26 protein-coding genes and 1 riboswitch are annotated in these 24,286 nt (G+C 44.8%); of the genes, 24 read left to right on the plus strand and 2 right to left on the minus strand.

The genetic code is table 11. The features are described from left to right. Positions 1-18: 18 nt before the first annotated feature. Together rpoC and JNG37_RS09580 are read left to right on the plus strand one after the other, a co-directional pair. Positions 19-3,654 carry a DNA-directed RNA polymerase subunit beta' gene (rpoC, locus tag JNG37_RS09575; RefSeq protein WP_202848365.1) on the plus strand — a complete coding sequence of 1,212 codons (3,636 nt, stop codon included), beginning with the start codon at positions 19-21 and terminating at the stop codon, positions 3,652-3,654. Between the two features lie 150 nt (positions 3,655-3,804). Next, positions 3,805-4,164 carry a DUF1033 family protein gene (locus tag JNG37_RS09580; protein WP_202848366.1) on the plus strand — a complete coding sequence of 120 codons (360 nt, stop codon included), beginning with the start codon at positions 3,805-3,807 and terminating at the stop codon, positions 4,162-4,164. A 9-nt stretch (positions 4,165-4,173) separates the two neighbouring features. On the opposite strand, the gene JNG37_RS09585 is transcribed toward JNG37_RS09580, so the two are convergent. Beyond that, positions 4,174-5,142, minus strand: a complete 969-nt coding sequence (locus tag JNG37_RS09585; RefSeq protein ID WP_202848367.1) for a S66 family peptidase — start codon at positions 5,140-5,142, stop codon at positions 4,174-4,176. 85 nt (positions 5,143-5,227) lie between these two features. On the opposite strand from JNG37_RS09585, the gene comGA reads away from it, so the two are divergent. The 11 genes from comGA (at position 5,228) to JNG37_RS09640 (ending at position 13,459) form a co-directional block, all read left to right on the plus strand. Further along, the gene (gene comGA / locus JNG37_RS09590; protein ID WP_202848368.1) at positions 5,228-6,178 is read left to right on the plus strand and encodes a competence type IV pilus ATPase ComGA; all 951 of its coding nucleotides are present in this window, start codon (positions 5,228-5,230) and stop codon (positions 6,176-6,178) included. After that, the gene (comGB, locus tag JNG37_RS09595; RefSeq protein ID WP_238336320.1) at positions 6,090-7,127 is read left to right on the plus strand and encodes a competence type IV pilus assembly protein ComGB; all 1,038 of its coding nucleotides are present in this window, start codon (positions 6,090-6,092) and stop codon (positions 7,125-7,127) included. Before comGA ends, comGB begins: the two co-directional genes overlap by 89 nt. A 1-nt stretch (position 7,128) precedes the next feature. Further along, the gene (comGC, locus tag JNG37_RS09600) at positions 7,129-7,410 is read left to right on the plus strand and encodes a competence type IV pilus major pilin ComGC (RefSeq protein ID WP_202848369.1); all 282 of its coding nucleotides are present in this window, start codon (positions 7,129-7,131) and stop codon (positions 7,408-7,410) included. Next, complete coding sequence (comGD, locus tag JNG37_RS09605; RefSeq protein WP_202848370.1) at positions 7,391-7,798, plus strand: competence type IV pilus minor pilin ComGD; 408 nt, start codon at positions 7,391-7,393, stop codon at positions 7,796-7,798. Before comGC ends, comGD begins: the two co-directional genes overlap by 20 nt. Continuing rightward, positions 7,770-8,063 carry a competence type IV pilus minor pilin ComGE gene (comGE, locus tag JNG37_RS09610; protein WP_202848371.1) on the plus strand — a complete coding sequence of 98 codons (294 nt, stop codon included), beginning with the start codon at positions 7,770-7,772 and terminating at the stop codon, positions 8,061-8,063. The genes comGD and comGE overlap by 29 nt, the downstream gene beginning before the upstream one ends. After that, positions 8,050-8,484 (plus strand): competence type IV pilus minor pilin ComGF, encoded by a 435-nt coding sequence (gene comGF / locus JNG37_RS09615; protein ID WP_202848372.1) that lies wholly within the window; start codon positions 8,050-8,052, stop codon positions 8,482-8,484. The genes comGE and comGF overlap by 14 nt, the downstream gene beginning before the upstream one ends. Next, positions 8,462-8,983 carry a competence type IV pilus minor pilin ComGG gene (comGG, locus tag JNG37_RS09620; protein ID WP_202848373.1) on the plus strand — a complete coding sequence of 174 codons (522 nt, stop codon included), beginning with the start codon at positions 8,462-8,464 and terminating at the stop codon, positions 8,981-8,983. Before comGF ends, comGG begins: the two co-directional genes overlap by 23 nt. A gap of 49 nt (positions 8,984-9,032) precedes the next feature. Next, the gene (locus JNG37_RS09625; RefSeq protein ID WP_202848374.1) at positions 9,033-9,986 is read left to right on the plus strand and encodes a class I SAM-dependent methyltransferase; all 954 of its coding nucleotides are present in this window, start codon (positions 9,033-9,035) and stop codon (positions 9,984-9,986) included. 50 nt (positions 9,987-10,036) lie between these two features. Beyond that, positions 10,037-11,224: an acetate kinase gene (locus JNG37_RS09630; protein WP_202848375.1), complete on the plus strand. Its 1,188-nt coding sequence runs from the start codon at positions 10,037-10,039 to the stop codon at positions 11,222-11,224. A gap of 179 nt (positions 11,225-11,403) precedes the next feature. Further along, a riboswitch (THF riboswitch) is annotated at positions 11,404-11,549 on the plus strand. A 44-nt stretch (positions 11,550-11,593) separates the two neighbouring features. After that, the gene (locus JNG37_RS09635) at positions 11,594-12,145 is read left to right on the plus strand and encodes a folate family ECF transporter S component (protein ID WP_024417033.1); all 552 of its coding nucleotides are present in this window, start codon (positions 11,594-11,596) and stop codon (positions 12,143-12,145) included. Positions 12,146-12,202: 57 nt separating this feature from the next. After that, entirely contained in the window at positions 12,203-13,459 is a 1,257-nt protein-coding gene (locus tag JNG37_RS09640; protein WP_202848376.1) for a folylpolyglutamate synthase/dihydrofolate synthase family protein, read from the plus strand. A gap of 44 nt (positions 13,460-13,503) precedes the next feature. Here JNG37_RS09640 and pepA read toward each other — a convergent pair whose 3' ends face one another. Beyond that, positions 13,504-14,565 carry a glutamyl aminopeptidase gene (pepA, locus tag JNG37_RS09645; RefSeq protein ID WP_202848377.1) on the minus strand — a complete coding sequence of 354 codons (1,062 nt, stop codon included), beginning with the start codon at positions 14,563-14,565 and terminating at the stop codon, positions 13,504-13,506. Between the two features lie 161 nt (positions 14,566-14,726). Here pepA and JNG37_RS09650 point away from each other — a divergent pair, with 161 nt between their 5' ends. The 11 genes from JNG37_RS09650 to JNG37_RS09700 all read left to right on the plus strand — a co-directional run. Further along, positions 14,727-15,008, plus strand: a complete 282-nt coding sequence (locus JNG37_RS09650; protein WP_202848378.1) for a DUF4651 domain-containing protein — start codon at positions 14,727-14,729, stop codon at positions 15,006-15,008. After that, positions 15,005-15,325, plus strand: a complete 321-nt coding sequence (locus JNG37_RS09655; RefSeq protein WP_202848379.1) for a thioredoxin family protein — start codon at positions 15,005-15,007, stop codon at positions 15,323-15,325. The genes JNG37_RS09650 and JNG37_RS09655 overlap by 4 nt, the downstream gene beginning before the upstream one ends. Positions 15,326-15,347: 22 nt before the next feature. Beyond that, positions 15,348-16,310: a DUF1002 domain-containing protein gene (locus tag JNG37_RS09660; RefSeq protein WP_202848380.1), complete on the plus strand. Its 963-nt coding sequence runs from the start codon at positions 15,348-15,350 to the stop codon at positions 16,308-16,310. A gap of 35 nt (positions 16,311-16,345) precedes the next feature. After that, positions 16,346-16,969 carry a YtpR family tRNA-binding protein gene (gene ytpR, locus JNG37_RS09665; protein WP_202848381.1) on the plus strand — a complete coding sequence of 208 codons (624 nt, stop codon included), beginning with the start codon at positions 16,346-16,348 and terminating at the stop codon, positions 16,967-16,969. Between the two features lie 67 nt (positions 16,970-17,036). After that, positions 17,037-17,432: a single-stranded DNA-binding protein gene (locus JNG37_RS09670; RefSeq protein ID WP_024384197.1), complete on the plus strand. Its 396-nt coding sequence runs from the start codon at positions 17,037-17,039 to the stop codon at positions 17,430-17,432. Between the two features lie 247 nt (positions 17,433-17,679). Beyond that, positions 17,680-17,961 carry a co-chaperone GroES gene (gene groES, locus JNG37_RS09675; RefSeq protein WP_014637330.1) on the plus strand — a complete coding sequence of 94 codons (282 nt, stop codon included), beginning with the start codon at positions 17,680-17,682 and terminating at the stop codon, positions 17,959-17,961. Positions 17,962-17,971: 10 nt separating this feature from the next. After that, complete coding sequence (gene groL / locus JNG37_RS09680) at positions 17,972-19,594, plus strand: chaperonin GroEL (protein WP_202848384.1); 1,623 nt, start codon at positions 17,972-17,974, stop codon at positions 19,592-19,594. Positions 19,595-19,823: 229 nt separating this feature from the next. Then, complete coding sequence (gene rpsL / locus JNG37_RS09685) at positions 19,824-20,237, plus strand: 30S ribosomal protein S12 (RefSeq protein WP_002940030.1); 414 nt, start codon at positions 19,824-19,826, stop codon at positions 20,235-20,237. Positions 20,238-20,253: 16 nt separating this feature from the next. Then, positions 20,254-20,724 (plus strand): 30S ribosomal protein S7, encoded by a 471-nt coding sequence (rpsG, locus tag JNG37_RS09690; protein WP_172096658.1) that lies wholly within the window; start codon positions 20,254-20,256, stop codon positions 20,722-20,724. A 313-nt stretch (positions 20,725-21,037) separates the two neighbouring features. Continuing rightward, a complete protein-coding gene (fusA, locus tag JNG37_RS09695; RefSeq protein ID WP_099811378.1) occupies positions 21,038-23,119 on the plus strand; it encodes an elongation factor G in 2,082 nt (693 codons plus the stop codon). 264 nt (positions 23,120-23,383) lie between these two features. Then, on the plus strand, positions 23,384-24,286 hold a 903-nt coding region (locus tag JNG37_RS09700; RefSeq protein ID WP_202848382.1), incomplete at its 3' end, for a G5 domain-containing protein.

Genomic DNA, 24,286 nt, shown 5'->3' on the forward strand with positions numbered 1-24,286 from the left:
AAAAGAAAGGGATTATTAGTGGTTGACGTAAATCGATTTAAAAGTATGCAAATCACGTTAGCTTCACCAAGCAAAGTCCGTTCATGGTCTTATGGTGAGGTTAAAAAACCTGAAACAATCAACTACCGTACACTCAAGCCAGAGCGCGATGGACTCTTTGACGAAGTCATCTTTGGTCCAACTAAAGACTGGGAGTGTTCGTGTGGAAAATACAAGCGAATCCGTTACAAAGGTATCGTTTGTGACCGCTGTGGTGTTGAAGTGACTCGTGCCAAAGTTCGTCGTGAACGTATGGGACACATTGAGTTGAAAGCACCGATTTCACATATCTGGTATTTTAAAGGAATTCCAAGTCGTATGGGCTTGACCTTGGATATGAGCCCACGTGCCTTGGAAGAAGTTATCTACTTCGCGGCTTACGTGGTGATCGATCCGAAAGATACACCGCTTGAGCACAAATCTATCATGACAGAGCGCGAATACCGTGAGCGTTTGCGTGAATACGGTCATGGTTCCTTCGTTGCCAAAATGGGTGCTGAGGCCATCCAAGACCTCTTGAAACAGGTTGATCTTCCAAAAGAAATTGCAGCCTTGAAAGAAGAATTGAAAACAGCTTCTGGTCAAAAACGCATTAAAGCAGTTCGCCGCTTGGATGTATTGGATGCCTTCTACAAATCTGGTAACAAGCCTGAGTGGATGATTCTCAATATCCTTCCAGTTATTCCACCAGATTTGCGTCCGATGGTTCAGTTGGATGGTGGCCGTTTTGCCGCATCTGACTTGAACGAACTCTACCGCCGTGTTATCAACCGTAACAACCGTTTGGCTCGTCTCTTGGAACTTAATGCTCCAGGTATCATCGTACAAAACGAAAAACGGATGCTTCAAGAAGCTGTGGATGCTTTGATTGACAACGGTCGCCGTGGTCGTCCAATCACAGGACCAGGTAGCCGTCCACTTAAATCACTCAGCCACATGCTTAAAGGTAAGCAAGGTCGTTTCCGTCAAAACTTGCTTGGTAAGCGTGTTGACTTCTCAGGACGTTCCGTTATCGCCGTTGGTCCAACGCTTAAAATGTACCAATGTGGTGTGCCACGTGAAATGGCAATCGAGCTCTTCAAACCGTTTGTCATGCGCGAAATCGTTGCCCGTGATATTGCTGGTAACGTCAAAGCTGCGAAACGTTTGATTGAACGTGGAGATGATCGTATCTGGGATATCTTGGAAGAAGTGATCAAAGAACACCCAGTTCTTTTGAACCGGGCACCTACCCTTCACCGTTTGGGTATCCAGGCCTTTGAGCCAGTTCTGATCGACGGTAAAGCCCTTCGTTTGCACCCGCTTGTCTGTGAAGCCTACAATGCCGACTTCGACGGTGACCAGATGGCGATTCACGTTCCATTGTCAGAAGAAGCACAGGCAGAAGCACGTATCCTTATGCTTGCGGCAGAACACATCCTTAACCCTAAAGATGGTAAACCAGTCGTAACACCATCTCAGGATATGGTTTTGGGGAACTACTACTTGACCATGGAAGATGCTGGTCGTGAAGGTGAAGGTATGGTCTTCAAGGATGCGGATGAAGCTGTTATGGCTTACCGCAACGGCTATGTTCACTTGCATACCCGTGTTGGTATCGCAACAGACAGTTTGGACAAACCTTGGAAAGACAATCAAAAACACAAGATTATGATGACAACTGTCGGAAAAATCTTGTTCAACGCGATTATGCCAGAAGGCCTTCCATACTTGCAAGAGCCAAACAATGCCAACTTGACAGAGGGAACTCCTGATAAATACTTCTTGGAACCAGGTTCAGATATCAAGGCTGCTATCGCAGAATTACCAATCAACCCACCATTCAAGAAGAAAAATCTTGGAAACATCATCGCTGAAATCTTCAAGCGTTTCCGTACAACTGAAACCTCAGCCCTGCTTGACCGTTTGAAAGACTTGGGTTACTATCACTCAACACTCGCTGGTTTGACAGTGGGTATTGCCGATATCCCGGTCATCGACAACAAGGCTGAAATCATTGAAGAATCTCACGAACGTGTAGAACAAATCAAGAAACAATTCCGCCGTGGTATGATTACTGACGATGAGCGTTATGCAGCTGTTACAGATGAATGGCGTTCAGCTAAGGAAAAATTGGAAAAACGTCTGGTTGAAAAACAAGATCCGAAGAACCCAATCGTTATGATGATGGACTCTGGTGCCCGTGGTAACATTTCCAACTTCTCCCAGTTGGCCGGTATGCGTGGTCTGATGTCAGCTCCGAACGGACGTATCATGGAATTGCCTATCTTGTCTAACTTCCGTGAAGGTCTTTCTGTATTGGAAATGTTCTTCTCAACTCACGGTGCCCGTAAGGGTATGACGGATACGGCCTTGAAGACAGCCGACTCAGGTTACTTGACTCGTCGTTTGGTTGACGTTGCCCAAGATGTTATTATCCGTGAAGACGACTGTGGAACAGACCGTGGTCTCGATATTCGCTCTATCACAGATGGTAAGGAAATGATCGAGCAGTTGGAAGAACGTCTGCAAGGTCGATACACCAAGAAAACTGTTAAACACCCTGAAACTGGTGCCGTTATTATCGGTCCAAACCAATTGATTACAGAAGATATTGCTCGTGATATTGTCAATGCTGGTGTTGAGCAAGTAACCATCCGTAGCGTATTTACATGTAACACTCGTCACGGAGTCTGCCGTCATTGTTACGGTATCAACTTGGCGACAGGTGATGCGGTTGAAGTGGGTGAAGCAGTTGGTACAATCGCTGCCCAATCTATCGGTGAGCCTGGTACACAGCTTACAATGCGTACCTTCCACACGGGTGGTGTAGCCTCAAATAGCGATATCACGCAGGGTCTTCCTCGTGTCCAAGAGATCTTTGAAGCCCGCAATCCGAAAGGGGAAGCGGTTATCACTGAGGTCAAAGGTGAAGTTACAGCAATCGAAGAAGATGCTTCTACTCGTACCAAGAAAGTCTTTGTTAAAGGTAAAACTGGTGAAGGCGAATATGTGGTTCCATTTACAGCTCGTATGAAGGTTGAAGTTGGTGACCAAGTTGCGCGTGGAGCAGCTCTTACCGAAGGTTCTATCCAACCAAAACGCTTGCTTGAAGTCCGTGATGTCTTGGCGGTTGAAACTTACCTTCTTTCTGAAGTTCAAAAAGTTTACCGTAGCCAGGGTGTAGAAATCGGCGACAAGCACATCGAGGTAATGGTTCGTCAAATGCTTCGTAAAGTTCGTGTCATGGATCCAGGAGATACAGATCTTCTCATGGGTACCCTCATGGATATTACCGACTTTACAGATGCCAATGCGGAAGTGGTTATTGCAGGTGGTATTCCAGCAACAGCTCGTCCAGTTCTTATGGGTATCACAAAAGCGTCCCTTGAAACAAACTCATTCTTGTCTGCCGCATCCTTCCAGGAAACAACACGTGTTCTTACAGATGCAGCTATTCGTGGTAAACGTGATAACCTTCTCGGTCTTAAAGAGAACGTTATTATCGGTAAGATTATCCCAGCAGGTACAGGTATGGCCCGCTACCGTAATCTTGAACCACAAGCCATCAATGAAGTTGAGATCATTGAAGACACAGTAGCACAAGAACTTGCCGAAGAAATGGTAACAGAATAATCAACAAAACACAGCTCGATTTGGGCTGTGTTTTCCTATTGTTTCAGGGTTGTCGGCCAAAGACCATACTTTGTAAAATAATTTACAAGCCAAATCTTTCCATCTCTTCTTTTTTTTCGTTATAATAAATCCATTAAAGGAAGTAAGAGTATGTATCAAGTAATTAAAATGTATGGGGACTTTGAGCCCTGGTGGTTTGTAGATGGCTGGGAAAAAGATATTGTCAGCCAAGAAACATTTGACGATTTTCAAGAAGCCGAGAACTATTTTCAGAAAGAATGCAACCATTTTTCTATTAAATACGAAAAAGTGAAGCAAAAAGAAGATCATTTGGTGGCATTTTGGGATGAAGATGATAGATATTGGTGCGAAGAATGTGATGAAGAATTGCAACGCTATCACTCCTTGCTTTTGCTTGAAGTAGAAGAGCCGCATATGAAAAAAGAGTTGAGGTACTCGGGAGAAAGCTGTCAACGAATCTGCCGCATGAAACAAGATAAACCAGCATAAAAGCTCGGATTAGTCCGAGCTTTTTCTTGTTTTAAAATGCAATCTCATTGTCTGGCTGTCGAGCTCCACTTGACCTCCGATTGTGATGGTGAAAAGAGGCTGGGTATGGGCAAAGTCCAAATCGTAGAGAACAGGGATGGTTTTGAGAATAGGGTGCTTGTCCAAAATCGCCAACAAAATCTCCTGGGTCATCTTGGTTTCCTTAGGAAAACGACCGAAGACAAGAGCCTGTGGATTTGGATAGGCTTGTAGAAGGGCAGTCAAGTGACGAGCGATAATGAGATAATCGTCGTCTTCCGCCTCTTCTAAAAATAGAATATAGTTGTCTGGTCTGGGAGCAAACTCTGTCCCAGTCAGCAGATTGAGGGTTGAGATGTTTCCGCCGATGGCAATACCAGAGGCTTGGCCTGGATTGTAGACTTTCCACTCTGTTGGGTAAAAGGTGCGAGGGGCGTCTGGTAGGTACCAAGCATCGCTAGACCATTCTGGACTCGGGGTCAGTTCATAGGAATCTTGTGTCACAGCCTTGAGCCAGGCTTTTGTTTGATACTGTTGCCCCAGATCCATTTTGAAGCTTGAATAAGCTGGACCCATGTAGGTTTGCATGCCTGTCCTAGCGTAGATAGCATTGAGCAGGGCAGTCGTATCCGAATAACCGCAGAAAATTTTCGGATGGCGGGCGATTAGGTCAAAATCCAGATAAGGTAGCAGTTCGTTACAGTTGAAACCGCCAATGGTTGTCAGAATGGCATCGACCGATTCATCCGCAAAGGCTACTTCCAAGTCCGCAACACGACTGGCAATCGGAGCCGAATCGAAAATATCGTTTTCAAAATAATGTTCTGAGAAAGAGAGTTTGAAGCCCAGATCTTCCAATCTTTCCTTGGCAGCTAGATTGGCCTCGAAACCACCAACTCTTTCAATAGATGAAGAGGGACTGACTACGCGTATGTGGTCGCCTTTTTTTAATTTTTTCATAGGAACCTCCAAGCTTTTTTATTATTTTAACAAAAAAGTATGGAAAATCAAGTTTCCTTACGAATTGATAGGGTAAGGAGGTTGTATGATTCAAGAAAAAGCAAGAAAGATGATTGAAGAGGCGGTGGCAGATAGGGTCAGTGATATTTATCTGGTTCCTCGTGGTCAGGGCTATCAAGTCTATCATCGCATCATGGATGAACGGGAGTTTGTGCAAGACTTGGCTGAGGAGGAAGTAACAGCCATCATCAGCCATTTCAAGTTTTTAGCAGGATTAAATGTCGGTGAAAAACGCCGGAGCCAGCAGGGTTCCTGTGACTATGATTATGGTAGCGGAGAGATTTCACTTCGATTATCAACTGTCGGAGATTATCGTGGCAAGGAAAGTTTGGTTATCCGCCTGCTCTATGACAATGACAAGGAACTCAAGTTCTGGTTTGAGGCGGCCGAGCGGCTTGCAGAAGAAATCAAGGGACGAGGGCTCTACCTTTTTTCGGGTCCAGTCGGCTCTGGTAAGACCACACTTATGTACCATCTTGCCAGGCTGAAATTCCCAGACAAGCAGATTTTGACTATCGAGGATCCTGTCGAAATCAAGCAGGAGGATATGCTTCAACTTCAACTCAATGAAGCTATCGGAGCCACCTACGACAATCTGATCAAACTGTCCCTCCGCCATCGACCAGACTTGCTCATCATCGGTGAGATTCGGGATGCGGAAACCGCTCGAGCAGTCATTCGAGCCAGCCTGACGGGAGCTACCGTTTTCTCAACAGTTCATGCAAGGTCTATTTCAGGAGTCTATGCCCGTATGTTAGAACTAGGTGTTCGCCCTGAGGAGTTAAACAATGCCCTTCAAGGGATTGCCTATCAACGTTTGATTGGGGGAGGAGGTGTAGTAGATTTTGCAAAGGGAAATTACCAAAACCATTCCGCAGACCAGTGGAATGCGCAAATTGATCGCCTTTTTGCAGCAGGACATATCAGTCCTCGGCAGGCAGAAACAGAAAAAATTGCCCTTGTCTCGCCAGCGTAAGGTCATTGAACTTTTTAATAATCTCTTTGCTAGTGGTTTTCATCTGGGGGAGATCGTTGATTTCCTCAAACGCAGTCAGCTTCTGGCAGATCCCTATACCCAGGTCTTGTCAGACGGGCTGTTAGCAGGTAAACCTTTTTCGAGTTTGCTTTCGGATTTGCGGTTTTCAGATTCGGTGGTCACACAGGTGGCTCTGGCAGAAGTTCATGGCAATACCAGCCTGAGTTTGCACCATATCCAGTCCTATCTGGAAAATGTCAGCAAGGTTCGTAAAAAGCTGATTGAGGTGGCGACCTATCCGATTATCTTACTTGGTTTTCTGCTCTTGATTATGCTGGGCTTGAAAAACTATCTTCTGCCCCAGTTGGAAGAAGGCAATGCAGCGACGGTGCTGATTAATCATCTGCCGACTATCTTTTTATCCCTCTGTGGACTTAGTTTGGTGGCGGTCTTAGTTGGTCTTGTTTGGTTTCGCAAAACTAACAAAATCAAGGTCTTTTCCCGCTTAGCAGCTCTGCCATTTTTCGGAAAACTCATCCAAACCTATCTGACGGCCTATTACGCCAGGGAGTGGGGGAGTTTGATTGGGCAAGGCTTGGACCTGCCGCAGATTGTAGGCTTGATGCAGGAGCAGCAATCACAGCTCTTTCGGGAGATTGGGCATGACCTGGAGCAGGCCCTCTCAAATGGTCAGGATTTTCACGAACACATCAAGACCTACACCTTTTTCAAGCGGGAGCTGAGCTTGATTGTGGAGTATGGTCAGGTCAAGTCCAAGTTGGGTAGCGAGTTGACAGTTTATGCAGCCGAGTGTTGGGAGGATTTTTTCTCTCGGGTCAATAGAGCTATGCAGCTGATTCAACCGCTGGTCTTTCTCTTTGTGGCCTTAATGGTCGTTCTCATCTACGCAGCCATGCTGCTGCCGATTTATCAAAATATGGAGTTATAAAATGAAAAAGTTAATTGAAATGAAGGTAAAAGGGTTCACTCTGGTGGAAATGTTAGTCGTTTTGGGAATTATTAGCCTGCTCTTGCTTCTTTTTGTGCCAAATTTGAGTCAGCAGAAGGATGCTATTCAGAAGAAGGGGAATGCGGCAGTTGTCAAAGTAGTGGAGAGTCAAATGGAGCTCTATGAATTGGAACATGACACGGAAGCAACGGTGGCAGAGTTGCAGGCGAAAGGCTATATTACTGAAAAACAAGCGGAGCAGTATGCTAAGGCGAAAAAATAAGGCTTTTACCCTGTTTGAAAGCCTGCTGACCTTATTTGTCGTCAGCTTTCTGGCAATCAGCCTGTCAGGAACGGTGCAAACGGCCTTTCGGTCTATTCAGGAAGAAATTTTTCTCTGGGAATTTGAAGCTATCTACAAAGACAGTCAGAAATTGGCAGCCAGTTCCCACCAAACAGTGAGTCTAGCTATCGGTGGACAGGAGGTTACAAATGGTTATCAGGCTGTACAGGTACCTAGAAGTGTAGAAGTATTGGAAGGGAAGACCATCACATTTGAAGAAAATGGTGGAAATTCTTCTCTGACCAAGATTCGTTTTCGGTTTAGTCGAAGGACAGTCACGTATCAATTATATATAGGGAGTGGTCGCTATAAGAAAACAGAAGAATAAGGCTTATATCTTGCTAGAAAGTCTGGTTGCCCTTGCGACCCTGGTAACCATTTGCAGCTTGATTTTGTCAGCTGTGGATGCGGGACGTAGGCGACAGGCTTGGGAATTGGAACAACAGGAGGTTCTCAATCTAGCACAGATGGCTGTTCAGACCGAGCAAGATAATCTAGCCTTAAACGGTGTTACAGTTCAGGTTCAACGAAAAGCGGATAAGATCATTGTTTTCCACGAGGGAAAGGAGGTTTTATCGGTTGTTAAAAAGTAAAATTCCTGCTTTTACTCTCTTGGAATGCTTGGTAGCCTTAGTCATTCTTTCAGGTAGTCTTCTGGTCTTTGAAGGCTTGTCAAAACTGCTGGTCCAAGAAGCGCATTATCAAGGTCAGACCGTTCAAAAGGAATGGTTGGTCTTCTCTAGTCAATTGCGGTCGGAGTGGGACCAGGCTGCCTTGGTCAAGGTTGAAAATGGCAAGGTCTATGTTGATAAGGGAGGTCAGGCTTTGGCCTTTGGCAAGTCACGGTCGGATGATTTTCGGAAAACAAATGACAGGGGACAGGGCTACCAGCCCATGCTCTATCAGGTGGATAGCGCAGCTATTTCCCAAGAAAACCAGTGGGTGCGCATCGACTTTAGCTTTAAAAACGGAGAGGAGCGGACCTTTATCTATGTTTTTAAAGAAAAAAGTTAAGGGAGGGATCTTGCTCTATGCCCTTTTGATGCTGGCGGTTTTTAGCCTTTTGCTTCAGTTTTATCTCCACCGACAAGAGGCTGAGAGTCGCTTGGTTCAGGTGGCGAGGCAAGAAACGACGGCCTACATCATGGCTCAGATGGTCTTGGACCAAGTCGAAGAGGACTTGCAGAGGCGTCAAGTAGTTGATGAAAAGGTGGCTAGCCAAACAGAAGATGAGAAAGGGGATGGAATAGGTGCTAGTGAGACTGTTGATGGGAAGGAAAAGATGGTGGATGGAGGCTTCGCTAGTGAGAGTCAAGAAAACGCTGAAAAAACAGTTCACACAAGTTCTGAGCAAAGCAAACCAATAGAGGCTGAAGGGAGCATGTTGTTTCGAGAGGGTCAGGTCAGCTATCATGTTAAAAACAGAAATGTATCGGTTAACGTGAATCTAAGAAATGGAGGGAAGTATCACTATCAATTTCCGGTTAAAATAGTATCCGTGGGGAGTGATTAGTCGCTTCCTTTTTGGTGCAAAGTTGGTGAATTTTTGATAAGATAAGAGTATGAATTTTGAAAAGATCGAACAGGCTTACGACCTGCTATTAGAAAACGTACAGACTATCCAAAACCAGCTGGGCACCAATATCTATGACGCCATGATTGAGCAAAATGCAGCTTATGTAGCTGGTCAGCATGAGACGGACCTTGTTGTTACTAATAACAAGACCTTGAAACAACTAGATTTAACCAAGGAAGAATGGCGCCGTGCCTTCCAATTTTTGTTTATAAAGGCCAATCAGACAGAGCCCATGCAGTACAATCACCAGTTCACCCCTGACAGTATTGGGTTTATTTTGACCTTCCTTTTGGACCAGTTGGTGCCTCAAGACTCTGTGACTGTCTTAGAAATTGGTTCGGGGACTGGGAACTTGGCGCAAACTATTCTCAATGCCAGCCAAAAGAAGCTAGACTATCTAGGAATTGAAATTGACGACTTGTTGATTGATTTGTCGGCCAGTATGGCAGACGTTATGCAGGCAGAGATTTCTTTTGCCCAGGGCGATGCGGTACGTCCGCAGATTTTGAAGGAAAGCCAAGTCATTATTGCGGACCTGCCGATTGGTTTTTATCCAGATGACCAGGTTGCCAGTCGCTATCAGGTGGCGAGCCAGACAGAGCATACCTACGCCCACCATTTGCTGATGGAGCAGTCCCTCAAGTATCTGGAAAAAGATGGGTATGCAATTCTACTAGCTCCCAATGACCTCTTGTCTAGTCCGCAAAGTTCTCTTTTGAAAGAATGGTTGCAGGAGCAGGCTAGCATTGTGGCTATGATTGCTTTGCCGCCAAGCTTGTTTGGGCAACAGGCTATGGCAAAATCGATTTTTGTCTTACAGAAAAAGACCAATCAGGCACCAGCAGCTTTTGTTTATCCACTTCAAAGTGTCCAAGAAGCAGAAACTATCCGAGACTTTATGGTCAATTTTAAAAAATGGAAGCAAGAAAATGCAATTTAGTCGAAAATCTGCTATACTAGTTAGGAAAACGCTTAAAAAAGGGGAACACTATGTCAAAAACAATCGCGATCAACGCAGGTAGTTCGAGTCTGAAATGGCAATTATATCAAATGCCAGAAGAAACAGTACTTGCTAAAGGAATTATCGAGCGTATCGGTTTGAAAGATTCAATTGTTACTGTAAAATTTGCAGATCAAAAGGCTGAGCAAGTTTTAGATATTCCAGATCACGTTGAAGCAGTAAAAATTCTTTTGGAAGACTTATTGAAACACGGTATCATCGCGGACTTTTCTGAAATCACAGGTGTTGGTCACCGTGTGGTTGCTGGTGGTGAAATCTTCAAAGAATCAACAGTTATTGATGAGAAGGTATTGAAGCAGATTGAAGAATTGTCAAGTTTGGCACCGCTCCATAACCCAGCCAATGCAGCAGGTATCAAGGCTTTCAAAGATATCTTGCCAGATGTTACCAGTGTTGCAGTGTTTGATACGGCCTTCCACGCAACAATGCCAGAGGTTGCTTACCGCTACCCATTGCCAAACAAATTCTACCATGAACATAAGGTTCGTAAGTATGGCGCTCATGGAACATCTCATTTCTATGTTTCACGCGAAGCTGCTAAACTCTTGGGCAAACCATTGGAAGAAACGAAAGTCATTACAGCTCATATCGGAAATGGTATTTCGATTTCTGCTATTGATGGTGGTCAATCAGTAGATACCTCAATGGGATTCACTCCGCTTGCAGGTCCAATGATGGGAACACGTTCTGGTGATATTGACCCAGCAATCATTCCTTACTTGATTGAAAATGTCGATGAGTTGAAAGATGCTGCGGATGTTATCAACGTTTTGAACAAACAGTCCGGCATTCTTGGTATTGCGGAGATTTCAAGCGATATGCGTGAGGTAGAAGCGGGTGTTGAAGCGGGCGATGAAAAATGTACCTTGGCCTTCAACATGTTGGTAAACCGTCTGCAAAAATTCATTGGTCAATACTTTGCTGTTTTGAATGGTGCAGATGCCCTCGTCTTCACAGCGGGTATTGGTGAAAACTCTGTGAAAGTCCGCGAGGCAGTAGTCAATGGCTTGACTTGGTTCGGTATGGAATTGGATCCAGAAAAGAACGTCTTCGGCTATAGCGGAGATATTTCAACAGCTGATTCCCGAGTGAAAGTCTTGGTGGTTCCAACTGATGAGGAATTGGTTATTGCGCGTGATGTAGAACGCCTAAAATAAGCGAAAAGAAGAAAGGCTTTGTCGTTTGACTGGCCTTTTTGCTATCTTGTTGTTCGGTTTGTCGAGTCATGCTTGAAGGGAGATGAATTCACTATAGTTTGGAAATAGAAGGGTCAATAGTTTATTTCTTATAGCCGAAGACCTAGGTTTATGATAGAATAAATTGGCAAAGAAATTTGCACAGAGTAGATGGTTTGCGTCAAGTGTATGTGGATGGGATGTTGCCACATAACGAAGCTGATCTTTGCTTGTATCTGATGTCTCCTAGAGTAGGAACATTGAGGCCTGGCTGAGACTAGCGCGGTAAACCATTGCATCCGCTGTCGAATACACACGACAGCTCCATTTTTTGAAAAAGGAGTATTTTTTATGGAAAAGAAGATTCCAAAACTAACGGTGCAGTTGTTGACTGCTATTGCGATGACCCTTGCCTTGGTTATGGTTGTGGAGAACTATTTCTCCATTCGGATTTCAGAAACCTTGCAGGTCCAGTTTACCTTTATTCCCAATACTATTTTGGGAGCTATTGCTGGTCCGGTTTGGGCGGCTGTCTTTGCGGCTATTTCAGACCCAGTCTTTGTCTTGTTTAGCGGGCAAACTGTCCTCTTCACTTGGATTTTGATTGAGGCGGTATCGGCTTTTATCTACGGCTGGTTCTTCTATCGAAAACCGCTAGACACCAAGAACAAGGCTGATTGGCTCTATGTTGCAGGGGTTGTTGTCTTGATTCAGGTTGTGATTTCCTTTATCATGACACCGATCGCCCTCCATTTCCATTTTGGAACACCTTGGATTGCCCTGTATAGCAGTCGTTTCATAAAAGCTATTTTTGAAATTCCATTACGCATTGTCGTGACCATGCTTGTCTTGCCAAGTTTACAAAAAATACCTGAATTGGCCAAGTTAATGGGCATTAAATAAAAACAAGTATCGAGCAACAGGTCATCCCCCTGTTGCTGCTTTTGTAGAGAGGGAATCATGGATTATCAAGAAATTAGGCAGTGGCTATCGAATCGCCCTGCATCAGATTTAGAAAATGGTGTTGCACGTGTCAGCTGGCTCTTGGAACGCTTGGACAATCCCCAACTTCAAGTGCCGACCGTTCACTTCGTAGGTACAAATGGCAAGGGTTCGACCTTGAATGCCTTACAGTCTATTTTACAGTCTTCGGGGTACATCGTCGGTCGCTTTACATCGCCGTCTATCATTGATTTTCGAGAGCAGATTGTCTTTGAGCAGGAGATGATTTCAGAGGAAGATTTTGCGAGGATTGTGACAGACTTGCAGCCTTTGATTGAGGACTTGGACCAGACGGCTGGACTGGATGCCATCTCGGAGTTTGAGATTGTAGTAGTGGCTATGTTTGTCTACTTTGCCCACAACCGGCGTCCCGACATTCTCTTGGTGGAGGCTGGCATGGGCGGTTTGCAGGATGCGACCAATGTCCTTAATCCTCTAGCGGTAGTTTGTCCTTCTATCGGCTTGGACCATCAGGCTTTTTTGGGAGAGACCCACGCTGCCATAGCCCGTCACAAGATTGCTGTCTTGCGTGAGCGGGTTCCCCTCCTCTATGCGACCGACCAGCCAGAAGTGGTGGCAGTATTTGAGGAGCAGGCCCGTCAGCTTCAGAGTCCGGCCTATGCGGTGGGGCGGGAGATTGTTTTGGAAAATAGCAGAGCAGGCTTTGTGGTTTCAAGCCCCTTCGGCCGAGTTGAGGATTTAACACTGCTTATGCAGGGTCGTCATCAGGAGGTCAACGCAGCTTTGGCAGTGACCACAGCTCAGCTTATCAGCCCTGATTTTCCAAAGATTACCAAAGAAACCATTAGCCAGGGCTTGTCCCAAACCATCTGGCCGGGCCGCTTAGAATTGATACAACCAGGGCTCATGATTGACGGAGCCCACAATAATGAAAGCATCGCCGTCCTGACACAACTCTTGGAAGAAGAGTACGCTGACAGAGATATTGAAATCCTCTTTGCAGCCATCAATACCAAGCCGGTGGACCAGATGTTGTCCCAGCTTAGCAAATTCGGACCTGTTAGCGTGACGACTTTTGACGATTTCAGAGCGGTACAGTTAGAAGATTATCCGTCAGGTTATGAACGAGTTCAGAACTATCAGGAGTGGTTGGAGCGGGCAGACTTGGACAATCCCAAAAAACTCTACCTGATTACAGGCTCACTTTATTTCATTACCTATGTGAGGAAGTACATTTTAGAAGAGTTTATATAGAAAAAAGGCTTTGCTGGGAATTCTACCTAGCAAAGTCTTTTGTTTTAATAGTTTTTAATCAAATCAACCGTTGAGCGGTCTAATTTTTTCACGATAGCTTGCAAGAAGGCTTGGGCCTCTAGGAAGTCATCCATGCTGTAGAGGGTTTGATGGGAGTGGATGTAGCGAGCGCAGACACCGATTGTCGTTGATGGAACACCTTGATTTTTCAAGTGAGCTGCACCAGCATCTGTTCCACCTTTACCGCAGTAGTATTGGAATTTGACACCTGCTTCTTCGGCAGTTGAGAGGAGGAAGTCTTTCATGTTTTTTAACATGATATGACCTGGGTCGTAGAAACGAAGTAGCGTTCCGTCACCGATTTTTCCTTGGTCGCCATAGATGTCTCCTGCTGGAGAGCAATCAACCGCTAAAAAGATATCTGGATCAAATTTGGTTGTCGAAGCGTGGGCTCCCCGCAGGCCAACTTCTTCTTGAACATTGGCACCGGCAATCAACTGGTTTGGCAATGCTTGACCGGATAGGCTTTCCAGTAGTTCGGTTACCATCAGGACACCGTAGCGGTTGTCCCAGGCTTTGGAAATGATATTTTTGCCATTTGCTGTTAAGATGGTTTGGTTTTTGGGAACAAGTAGGTCACCTGGACGTACTCCGAAATTCCAAGCTTCCTCTTTCGAAGCAAAGCCAGCATCAAAGATGATATCGCCGATTGCTGGGAGACTGGGCCCGCCGCTGGTTCGGGTCAGGTGTGGGGGAACTGAGCCTGAAATCGCTGGGATGACGCGGCCATCTTGCAGGTGGAGGTGGAAAGCCTGGCTTGAAACAACAAGAGGATTCCAACCGCCCAACTCGACAACGCGGAAAGTCCCGTCTTCCTTGATTGTGCTAATCATAAAGCCGACCTCGTCCATGTGGGCAGCTACCAGGATGCGTGGGGCATCTTGAAGGCTAGTATCTTTGATACCGAAAATGCCTCCCAATCCATCGGTTTCAATCCGATCGACATGAGGAGTAATCTTTTGGCGGATATGGTCACGGACAGAGCCTTCAAAACCTGGCAGTCCATGTAATTCAGTGACTTCTTGGATTTTTTCAAATAATGTCATCGTTTTTCTCCTTTGAACTTGCTACTGTTTATTGTAACACGAAGTTTCAAACTTGTCCTGAAAAAGTTGGGAGACAGGGGGAGCTTGTCGGTTTTTCAGCAGTCACAGGCTTCAAAGGTCTTTTTAAGAAAAATCTGGCGAAATATGATAAAATCGTTACTATGAAAAAGAAAAGTATGGCTTGGATTGCAGGTGTGGTTAGCTTGGCTAGTGTGTTGACAGCGACCAGATTTTACAATCGAGCAAGGGATAAAAAAGAAGCTCAGGCCTTGAAAGAGGTAAGGGAACAATTTGAAGCTATGGGTCCAATTGGAACGGTCTATGTCGATCAAACCAAGTCCAGCCCAGACCATTTGATAGGAGGAGTGGTCATGGAGGATGGGCGTCAGTTCCAATTTGATTATTGCCATGGCCAACTACAAGTTGAAGGAGGGGAAAAATGATTTACCCTAAAGAGTACCAAGAAGTAGCAACCTTATTAGAAGATGGACAAGCGACAGTCTTTCTTTTTACAGCCAGCTGGTGTGGGGATTGCCACTACATCAAGCCGCATTTGCCAGCGATTGAAGAGGCATTTCCAGCCTATCGTTTTGTCGAGTTGGATCGAGATGATTTCATGCCACTAGCTCAGGAGTGGGCCATCTTAGGAATTCCAAGTTTTGTGGTGGTCAAAGATGGCAAGGAAATCGGTCGTTTTGTGGATAAAAACCGTAAGACCAAAGAACAAATCATAGCATTTTTGCAAGGTTTGGAAGCATAAGGCGCAGAGAAAGGAAAGAACGATGAAATCAGCACAGATTGGAAAAGTCCTCCTAACTCCTCTGGTTCTTAGTTTGGGTTTAAGTTTAGCACCTGCGGCCCAGGCAGCGATCCAGACAGATGTTGTCAATGAAAAATGGGGCAAGCCCACCTTGGTTTATGGGGGAGGCTTGTCAGATGTCCAAGCGACAGAAGTCAATCAACTCTTCGGAATTTCCACGATTGAAAATGTGAACCGTCAAGTCGTCGAAGGCAGTGATATGGACCTGTACTTGGGAACATCTGGCGCTGCTACCTCATCCTTGTTCTCGTCAGTTCTGGTTCAAAAACAGGATGCGGGAACAGGTGTGGTGGTTGATATCAAGACTCCAAACAATATCACTTTGATAACAGAGACCCAGTATGCCAATGCTGCTATTACAGCTGGTGCGACGGATGTCTTGATTGATGTAGCTTCTCCGATTCAGGTAACGGGGGAGTCTGCCCTGACAGGTGTTTACAAGGCTCTTGCAGCCAATGGTGAAACAGTTGATACGGAGCGGACAGAAGTTGCGCAGCAGGAGCTAGAGACAGTCAATGAAGTAGCAACTGCCCATGCCAGTGATGAGCAGTTTGACAGCTCTGCTTTAGATAAGGCAGTCGCAGAAATCAAGACTGCTCTTGCCGACTATAAACAGTCCAACGGTCAGGTAGCTTCCGAATCAGACCTCAATACTATTATTAACGATGTCTTGGCCAATAACGGTTTGGAAAATGTCATCACGGCGGATGAAATTTCGAAATTGGTCACCTTTGCCAAGGCCTATCAGGAAACCTCGGCGATTGACTCAGCAGAGGTAGCTGAGCAACTCAATCAGTTGAAGTCACAAGCAGAAGCGCAAATCTCTGCAGCATTTAAGAATTTGCAGGACTCAGGAGTATTAGAGAAAATTGGCTCCTTCTTTGAAGGATTGTGGAAGAGCCTGGTCAATCTATTTGCTCCATAAATTGTAAGTGAGATGAAAAAGAAAAGGATGGAAGAATGATTTTTACATATAATAAGGAACACGTCGGTGATGTTCTCATGGTCATCGTAGCAGAAGACAAGGGGCAGGCTGTCCAGTTTGAACGTAAGGGTCAAGTGGCGCGTGTTTTCCTAGAAGAAACAGGAAAAACAGTTGCCTGGAATATTTTTGAAGCATCAAGTTTGGTTGAGATTGCTGGAAATGGTCAGGTTTTCCTGACAGACGAGCAAGTTGCGACCTTGAATGCAGAATTGGCAAAAGAAGGTTTTGCAGAAACCTTGGTCAATGATGCGACACCAAAGTTCGTAGTTGGTCAGATTGTGGAATTGGTTCCTCATCCAGACAGCGACCACCTCAATATCTGTCAAGTCAATGTTGGTGACAAAACAGTGCAAATCGTAGCAGGTGCGCCAAATGCAGCCCAAGGCTTGAAAACCATTGTGGCTCTTCCAGGGGCAATGATGCCGAGCGGTAGCCTGATTTTCCCAGGGAAATTGCGTGGTGAAGATAGCTTTGGTATGATGTGCAGTCCGCGTGAATTGGCTCTGCCAAACGCACCACAAGTCCGTGGCATTATCGAATTGGACGACTCCGTAGTGGTCGGAGAAGCCTTTGATCCAGCTAAACACTGGAAGGGATAGAAAAAAGAAAGTGGGTTTTCCCACTTTTTTGTATTTTCCTACGAATAGATAAGTAGGAGGATAAAATATGTATAATAAAACAATTTTAATCGGTCGTTTGACGGCCCAACCTGAACTCACTCAAACCCCTAACGGCAAAAATTTGACTCGTGTAACCATCGCAGTTAATAGACGATTTAAGACAGAAAATGGCGAACGTGAAGCGGATTTTCTCAATGTTATTTTCTGGGGCAAACTGGCGGAGACACTTGTTTCCTATGGTAGCAAGGGTAGTCTGATTTCTATTGATGGTGAGTTGCGAACGCGAAAATACGAAAAAGACGGCAGCAACCACTATGTGACCGAAATCTTGGGCAATACTTTCCAACTGCTCGAAAGCCGCGCCCAACGTGCCATGCGTGAAAACAATACCGGTGATGACCTGGCTGACTTGGTCTTGGAAGAGGAAGAATTGCCGTTTTAAAGTGAAATCAGTCCCAAGACCGATGGAGAGTGTGGAGAAATAGGGTATACTTTATTCAATCCTAAATATTTTTCATAATCTCCTTAAAACACCAAGCGCGCTTGGTGTTTTATTGTTCTTCAGACTTAAGACGGATTTTGTAATTCGTAATAGAATTTTCTTGACTATTTTTGACCAAGTGATACAATAGGAAATGTGAATTAGCACTCGGAGGTAAAGAGTGCTAAAAAGACCAGGAGGTAATACCATGTTGAAACCATTGGGCGATCGTATCGTCGTAAAAATTGAAGAAAAAGAACAAACAGTTGGTGGATTTGTCCTAGCAGGTGCAAGTCAAGAAAAGACAAAAGAAGCAAGTGTCCTAGCGATTGGACAAGGGATTCGTACCTTGAATGGTGACTTGGTTGCCCCAGCGGTGGCAGTTGGAGATACTGTTTTGATTGATGCTCACGCAGGATTGGAAGTCAAAGACGGAGACCAGACAGTTCACATCATCCGTGAAGCAGATATTTTGGCAATTGTAGAATAGAGGTAAAATGATGGCAAAAGAAATCAAATTTGCAGCAGATGCGCGTGAAAGCATGGTCCGTGGTGTCGATATTCTGGCTGACACAGTCAAAGTAACCTTGGGTCCAAAAGGTCGTAATGTTGTCTTGGAAAAAGCATACGGTTCACCACTCATTACAAACGACGGTGTGACCATTGCTAAAGAAATCGAGTTGGAAGACCATTTTGAAAATATGGGTGCTAAATTGGTATCCGAAGTGGCTTCAAAAACCAATGACATCGCTGGTGACGGTACAACAACTGCCACTGTTTTGACACAAGCGATTGTTCGTGAAGGCTTGAAAAACGTAACTGCAGGTGCCAACCCAATTGGTATCCGTCGCGGTATTGAAGCTGCGGTGGCTACAGCAGTGGAAGCTTTGAAAACACAGGCAATCCCAGTTTCAGGTAAGGAAGCCATTGCTCAGGTTGCGGCGGTATCTTCACGCTCTGAAAAAGTTGGTGAGTATATCTCAGAAGCCATGGAAAAAGTCGGCAATGACGGTGTCATTACCATTGAAGAGTCACGTGGTATGGAAACTGAGCTTGATGTGGTTGAAGGTATGCAGTTTGACCGTGGTTACCTATCCCAGTATATGGTAACAGACAATGAAAAAATGGTGGCAGAACTAGAAAATCCATTTATCTTGATTACAGATAAGAAGATTTCAAACATTCAAGATATTTTGCCGCTCTTGGAAAGCATTCTCCAAACCAACCGTCCGTTGTTGATTATTGCTGACGATGTGGATGGCGAAGCTCTTCCTACCCTTGTTCTCAACAAGATTCGTGGCACCTTCAACGTTGTTGCTGTTAAGGCGCCAGGATTTGGTGACCGTCGTAAAGCTATGTTGGAAGATATCGCAATCTTGACTGGCGGAACGGTTATAACAGAAGATTTGGGCTTAGAGCTAAAAGATGCGACCATCGAAGCGCTTGGCCAAGCAGCTAAGGTTGCGGTTGATAAAGACAATACAACCATTGTAGAAGGTGCGGGTAATCCAGAAGCCATTGCCAACCGTGTGGCTGTTATCAAATCACAAATTGAAGGAACAACTTCAGAATTTGACCGTGAAAAATTGCAAGAGCGTTTGGCCAAATTGGCTGGCGGTGTTGCAGTCATCAAAGTTGGTGCCGCAACGGAAACAGAATTGAAAGAGATGAAACTCCGCATCGAAGACGCTCTCAATGCGACGCGCGCAGCTGTGGAAGAAGGAATCGTATCAGGTGGTGGTACAGCCCTTGTCAACGTCATCGACAGCGTGGCGCAGTTGGACCTCAAAGGGGATGATGAGACCGGGCGTAACATCGTTCTTCGTGCCTTGGAAGAACCGGTGCGTCAGATTGCCTATAACGCCGGTTATGAGGGGTCAGTTATCATCGATAAGTTGAAAAATTCTGAACTGGGCACAGGTTTTAATGCTGCGACAGGTGAGTGGGTGAACATGATTGAGGCAGGGATTATCGATCCTGTTAAGGTGACCCGTTCTGCCCTTCAAAATGCAGCATCCGTTGCTAGCTTGATTTTGACAACTGAAGCAGTCGTTGCCAACAAACCAGAACCAGCTGCTCCAGCTATGCCACAAGGTATGGATGGAATGGGTATGGCTTACTAAAAACGAACGAAATGACACAGCTGAAGGGCTGTGTTTTTTCTTGGAAATTTCAATCATATCTAATTGACAAAGAGGTCTAGCTATGGTATTATGTTAGACGGTACTTTTTACTTTTGGTCTCTCAAAAGTGTACAGGGACGTGCTGACAATTGTTGCAAAGTACACACAGATAGGGGTTGTCACCAAACGCTCTATCACCAAAACTAAAAATATATACAGGAGAATGTAGATGCCTACAATTAACCAGTTGGTACGTAAACCACGTAAGTCTAAAGTAGAAAAATCTAAATCACCAGCTTTGAACGTTGGTTACAACAGCCGTAAAAAAGTTCAAACAAACGTTTCATCACCACAAAAACGCGGTGTTGCGACTCGTGTCGGAACAATGACACCTAAAAAACCTAACTCAGCCCTTCGTAAATTTGCTCGTGTACGTTTGAGCAACTTGATCGAAGTTACTGCTTACATCCCAGGTATCGGCCACAACTTGCAAGAGCACAGTGTTGTTCTTCTTCGCGGTGGACGTGTAAAAGACCTTCCAGGGGTACGTTACCACATCGTTCGTGGTGCACTTGATACAGCGGGTGTTAACGATCGTAAGCAAGGCCGTTCTAAATACGGTACAAAACGTCCAAAAGGCTAAGAAAGGGGAAATATAAATGAGTCGTAAAAATCAAGCGCCTAAGCGCGAAGTATTGCCAGATCCATTGTATAACTCAAAATTGGTCACTCGTTTGATCAACCGTGTTATGTTGGACGGTAAACGTGGTACAGCAGCATCAATCGTTTACGGTGCTTTTGAACAAATCAAAGAAGTAACTGGTAACGATGCTCTTGAAGTATTTGAAACAGCGATGGAAAACATCATGCCTGTACTCGAAGTACGTGCACGTCGTGTCGGTGGTTCTAACTACCAAGTCCCAGTTGAAGTTCGTCCTGAGCGTCGTACAACACTTGGTCTTCGTTGGTTGGTAACAATCGCTCGTAACCGTGGTGAGCACACTATGGTTGATCGTCTTGCGAAAGAAATCATGGATGCAGCAAACAACACTGGTGCAGCTGTTAAGAAACGTGAAGACACCCACAAAATGGCAGAAGCAAACCGCGCATTCGCACACTTCCGCTGGTAAGATTAAGATACAGAGAACGTGCCTGCCGACGAAAAATAGGAAATCGAAGCAGAATGCTTTTGCATTCAATGAGATTTATCTTTTTTCGTCGCCAGCAGGCCGTTCGAGTTCAGTTCTGCATTTAACATAAACTGTCAGTTGAACTCAATTAGTTGAATGAACTTCGTTCAACCATCACAAATCGGATTGAGGCTTGCCTCATCCACTTCACACCATTTAGTAAGAACTTAAGCGGGTGGGATTTGCCCACTCGCTTTTCTTAAAATATGGTATAATCAGAATAGAAATCTAAAAATATAGGAGAACAAACCTCATGGCACGCGAATTTTCATTAGAAAAAACTCGTAATATCGGTATCATGGCGCACGTTGACGCGGGTAAAACAACGACAACTGAGCGTATTCTTTACTACACTGGTAAAATCCACAAAATCGGTGAAACTCACGAAGGTGCATCACAAATGGACTGGATGGAGCAAGAGCAAGAGCGTGGTATCACTATCACATCTGCTGCGACAACAGCTCAATGGAACAACCACCGTGTAAACATCATCGACACACCAGGACACGTGGACTTCACAATCGAAGTACAACGTTCACTTCGCGTTCTTGATGGTGCAGTAACCGTTCTTGACTCACAATCAGGTGTTGAGCCACAAACTGAAACAGTATGGCGTCAAGCAACTGAATACGGTGTTCCACGTATCGTATTCGCTAACAAAATGGATAAAATCGGTGCTGACTTCCTTTACTCAGTAAGCACACTTCATGAGCGTCTTCAAGCAAATGCTCACCCAATCCAATTGCCAATCGGTTCTGAAGACGAGTTCCGTGGTATCATTGACTTGATCAAGATGAAAGCTGAAATCTATACTAACGACCTTGGTACAGATATTCTTGAAGAAGATATTCCAGCTGAATACCTTGACCAAGCTCAAGAATACCGTGAAAAATTGGTTGAAGCAGTTGCTGAAACTGATGAAGAATTGATGATGAAATACCTTGAAGGTGAAGAAATCACAAACGAAGAATTGAAAGCTGCTATCCGTAAAGCGACTATCAATGTTGAATTCTTCCCAGTATTGTGTGGTTCTGCCTTCAAAAACAAAGGTGTTCAATTGATGCTTGATGCGGTTATTGACTACCTTCCAAGTCCAGTTGATATCCCTGCTATCAAAGGTATCAACCCAGATACAGATGCTGAAGAAGAGCGTCATGCTTCTGATGAAGAGCCATTTGCAGCTCTTGCCTTCAAGATCATGACTGACCCATTCGTAGGTCGTTTGACATTCTTCCGTGTTTACTCAGGTGTCCTTAACAGCGGTTCATACGTAATGAACACTTCTAAAGGTAAACGTGAGCGTATCGGACGTATCCTTCAAATGCACGCAAACAGCCGTCAAGAAATTGAAACTGTTTACGCTGGTGACATTGCCGCTGCGGTTGGTTTGAAAGATACTACAACTGGTGACTCATTGACAGATGAAAAAGCAAAAGTAATCCTTGAGTCAATCCACGTTCCAGAACCAGTTATCCAATTGATGGTTGAGCCTAAGTCTAAAGCTGACCAAGATAAGATGGGTATTGCCCTTTCTAAATTGGCTGAAGAAGATCCAACATTCCGCGTTGAAACAAACGTTGAAACTGGTGAAACAGTTATCTCTGGTATGGGTGAGTTGCACTTGGATGTCCTTGTTGACCGTATGCGTCGTGAATTCAAGGTTGAAGCAAACGTAGGTGCTCCTCAAGTATCATACCGTGAAACATTCCGCGCTTCTACACAAGCTCGTGGTTTCTTCAAACGCCAGTCTGGTGGTAAAGGTCAGTTCGGTGACGTTTGGATCGAATTCACACCAAACGAAGAAGGAAAAGGTTTCGAGTTCGAGAACGCTATCGTCGGTGGTGTGGTTCCACGTGAATTCATCCCAGCGGTTGAAAAAGGTCTCGTAGAATCTATGGCTAACGGTGTTCTTGCTGGTTACCCAATCGTTGACGTTAAAGCGAAGCTTTACGATGGTTCATACCACGATGTCGACTCATCTGAAACAGCCTTCAAAGTGGCAGCATCTCTTGCCCTTAAAGAAGCAGCGAAATCAGCTCAACCAACTATCCTTGAGCCAATGATGCTTGTAACCATCACTGCACCTGAAGATAACCTTGGTGACGTTATGGGTCACGTGACTGCACGTCGTGGTCGCGTTGACGGTATGGAAGCTCGTGGTAACACACAAATTGTTCGTGCTTACGTACCACTTGCTGAAATGTTCGGTTACGCAACAGTACTTCGTTCAGCAACACAAGGTCGCGGTACCTTCATGATGGTATTTGACCACTACGAAGATGTACCAAAATCTGTACAAGATGAAATCATTAAGAAAAACGGTGGCAATGCATAATTGCTAACCCAGGCAGCTTCGGCTGCCTTTTTTATTTGCAAAAACCATCGCAAACATTAACATATATTAATATACATATACACTTTGTTTTGTCTAAAATCCATAAGTAGTGAAAAATCACAAAAAAAACAGACGGAAACCGCGTGGTTATGCGGTTTCTAAGGGTTCGTCTGTTCTTGGTTTTATTGCTTTTTACCCCTCCAAGCGCTATACTAGTATAGTATATATAAATTACTAAACTAATATACAAAAGGGGAAATTCTTATGAAGAAGAAAAAGTTTCAGGGTCTAGTTGGGCTAGCACTCATTGCAAGTTTGGTAAATCCTGCTCCATGGCTTGGTCAGTCAGGTCTTCTTGAATCAGCTAAGGTTTTAGCTGCGGAAGAAGAAACACCTCCTGAAGATGAGATTCTTCCAGATGCTAATCAGCTAAAAGCAATCATCGATTTCACTAAACTAAACGATGAGTTGGAAAGTTTGATCGATAGCAATCCTGAAGAAGCGGGTTATTTAGTGGAAGACGAACAGGCTAAGGTTGACCGGTGGAAGGCTTATCTTGCTCAAACAGCAGACGGAAAAGCTCAAGCTGCTCGTTGGGATGCCTTGGTTGCTCGATTAAACGGAGGAGGTAGTACACCAACTCCAACTCCTAATCCAGATCCTGTTGTGACAAGACGGACAGAGACGATTGCTATTACAACCGTCTATACGGCAGATGCAAACTTAGAAGCTAATAAACAAGTTGAGACTTTTGCGGGTGTTGCAGGTGTAAAAACCTACACAACTACAGATGGCGTTGAGGATGCAGGTGTTGTAACGGTTACTATGCAGCCAAGACAAGTAACTGTTGGCACCAAGTCAACAGTTGTGACGGAATCAATTCCTGCTCCAAAAGATATTGAAGAGTTGGATGCAAACCTTGAAGTTGGTGCTCGTGTATTAAAAAAAGCAGCAGTTCCAGGGACAAAAACAACAACAACTTCCTATACCTTGAATACAGATACGGGTATTGCAGTTGCGAATGCTCCAGTTGAAACAATTGTAGAGGGAACAGCAGCGGTTTACCTTGTTGGAACCAAAACTACAAACCTTCCAGTTGTTACAACAGAAGAAGTTGTTGAAACCCAAGTCGTGGCATTTGAAACGATTCGTGAAGACGATCCAAAC

The sequence above is a fragment of the Streptococcus suis genome, assembly GCF_016775005.1.
Lineage (GTDB): Bacteria > Bacillota > Bacilli > Lactobacillales > Streptococcaceae > Streptococcus > Streptococcus suivaginalis.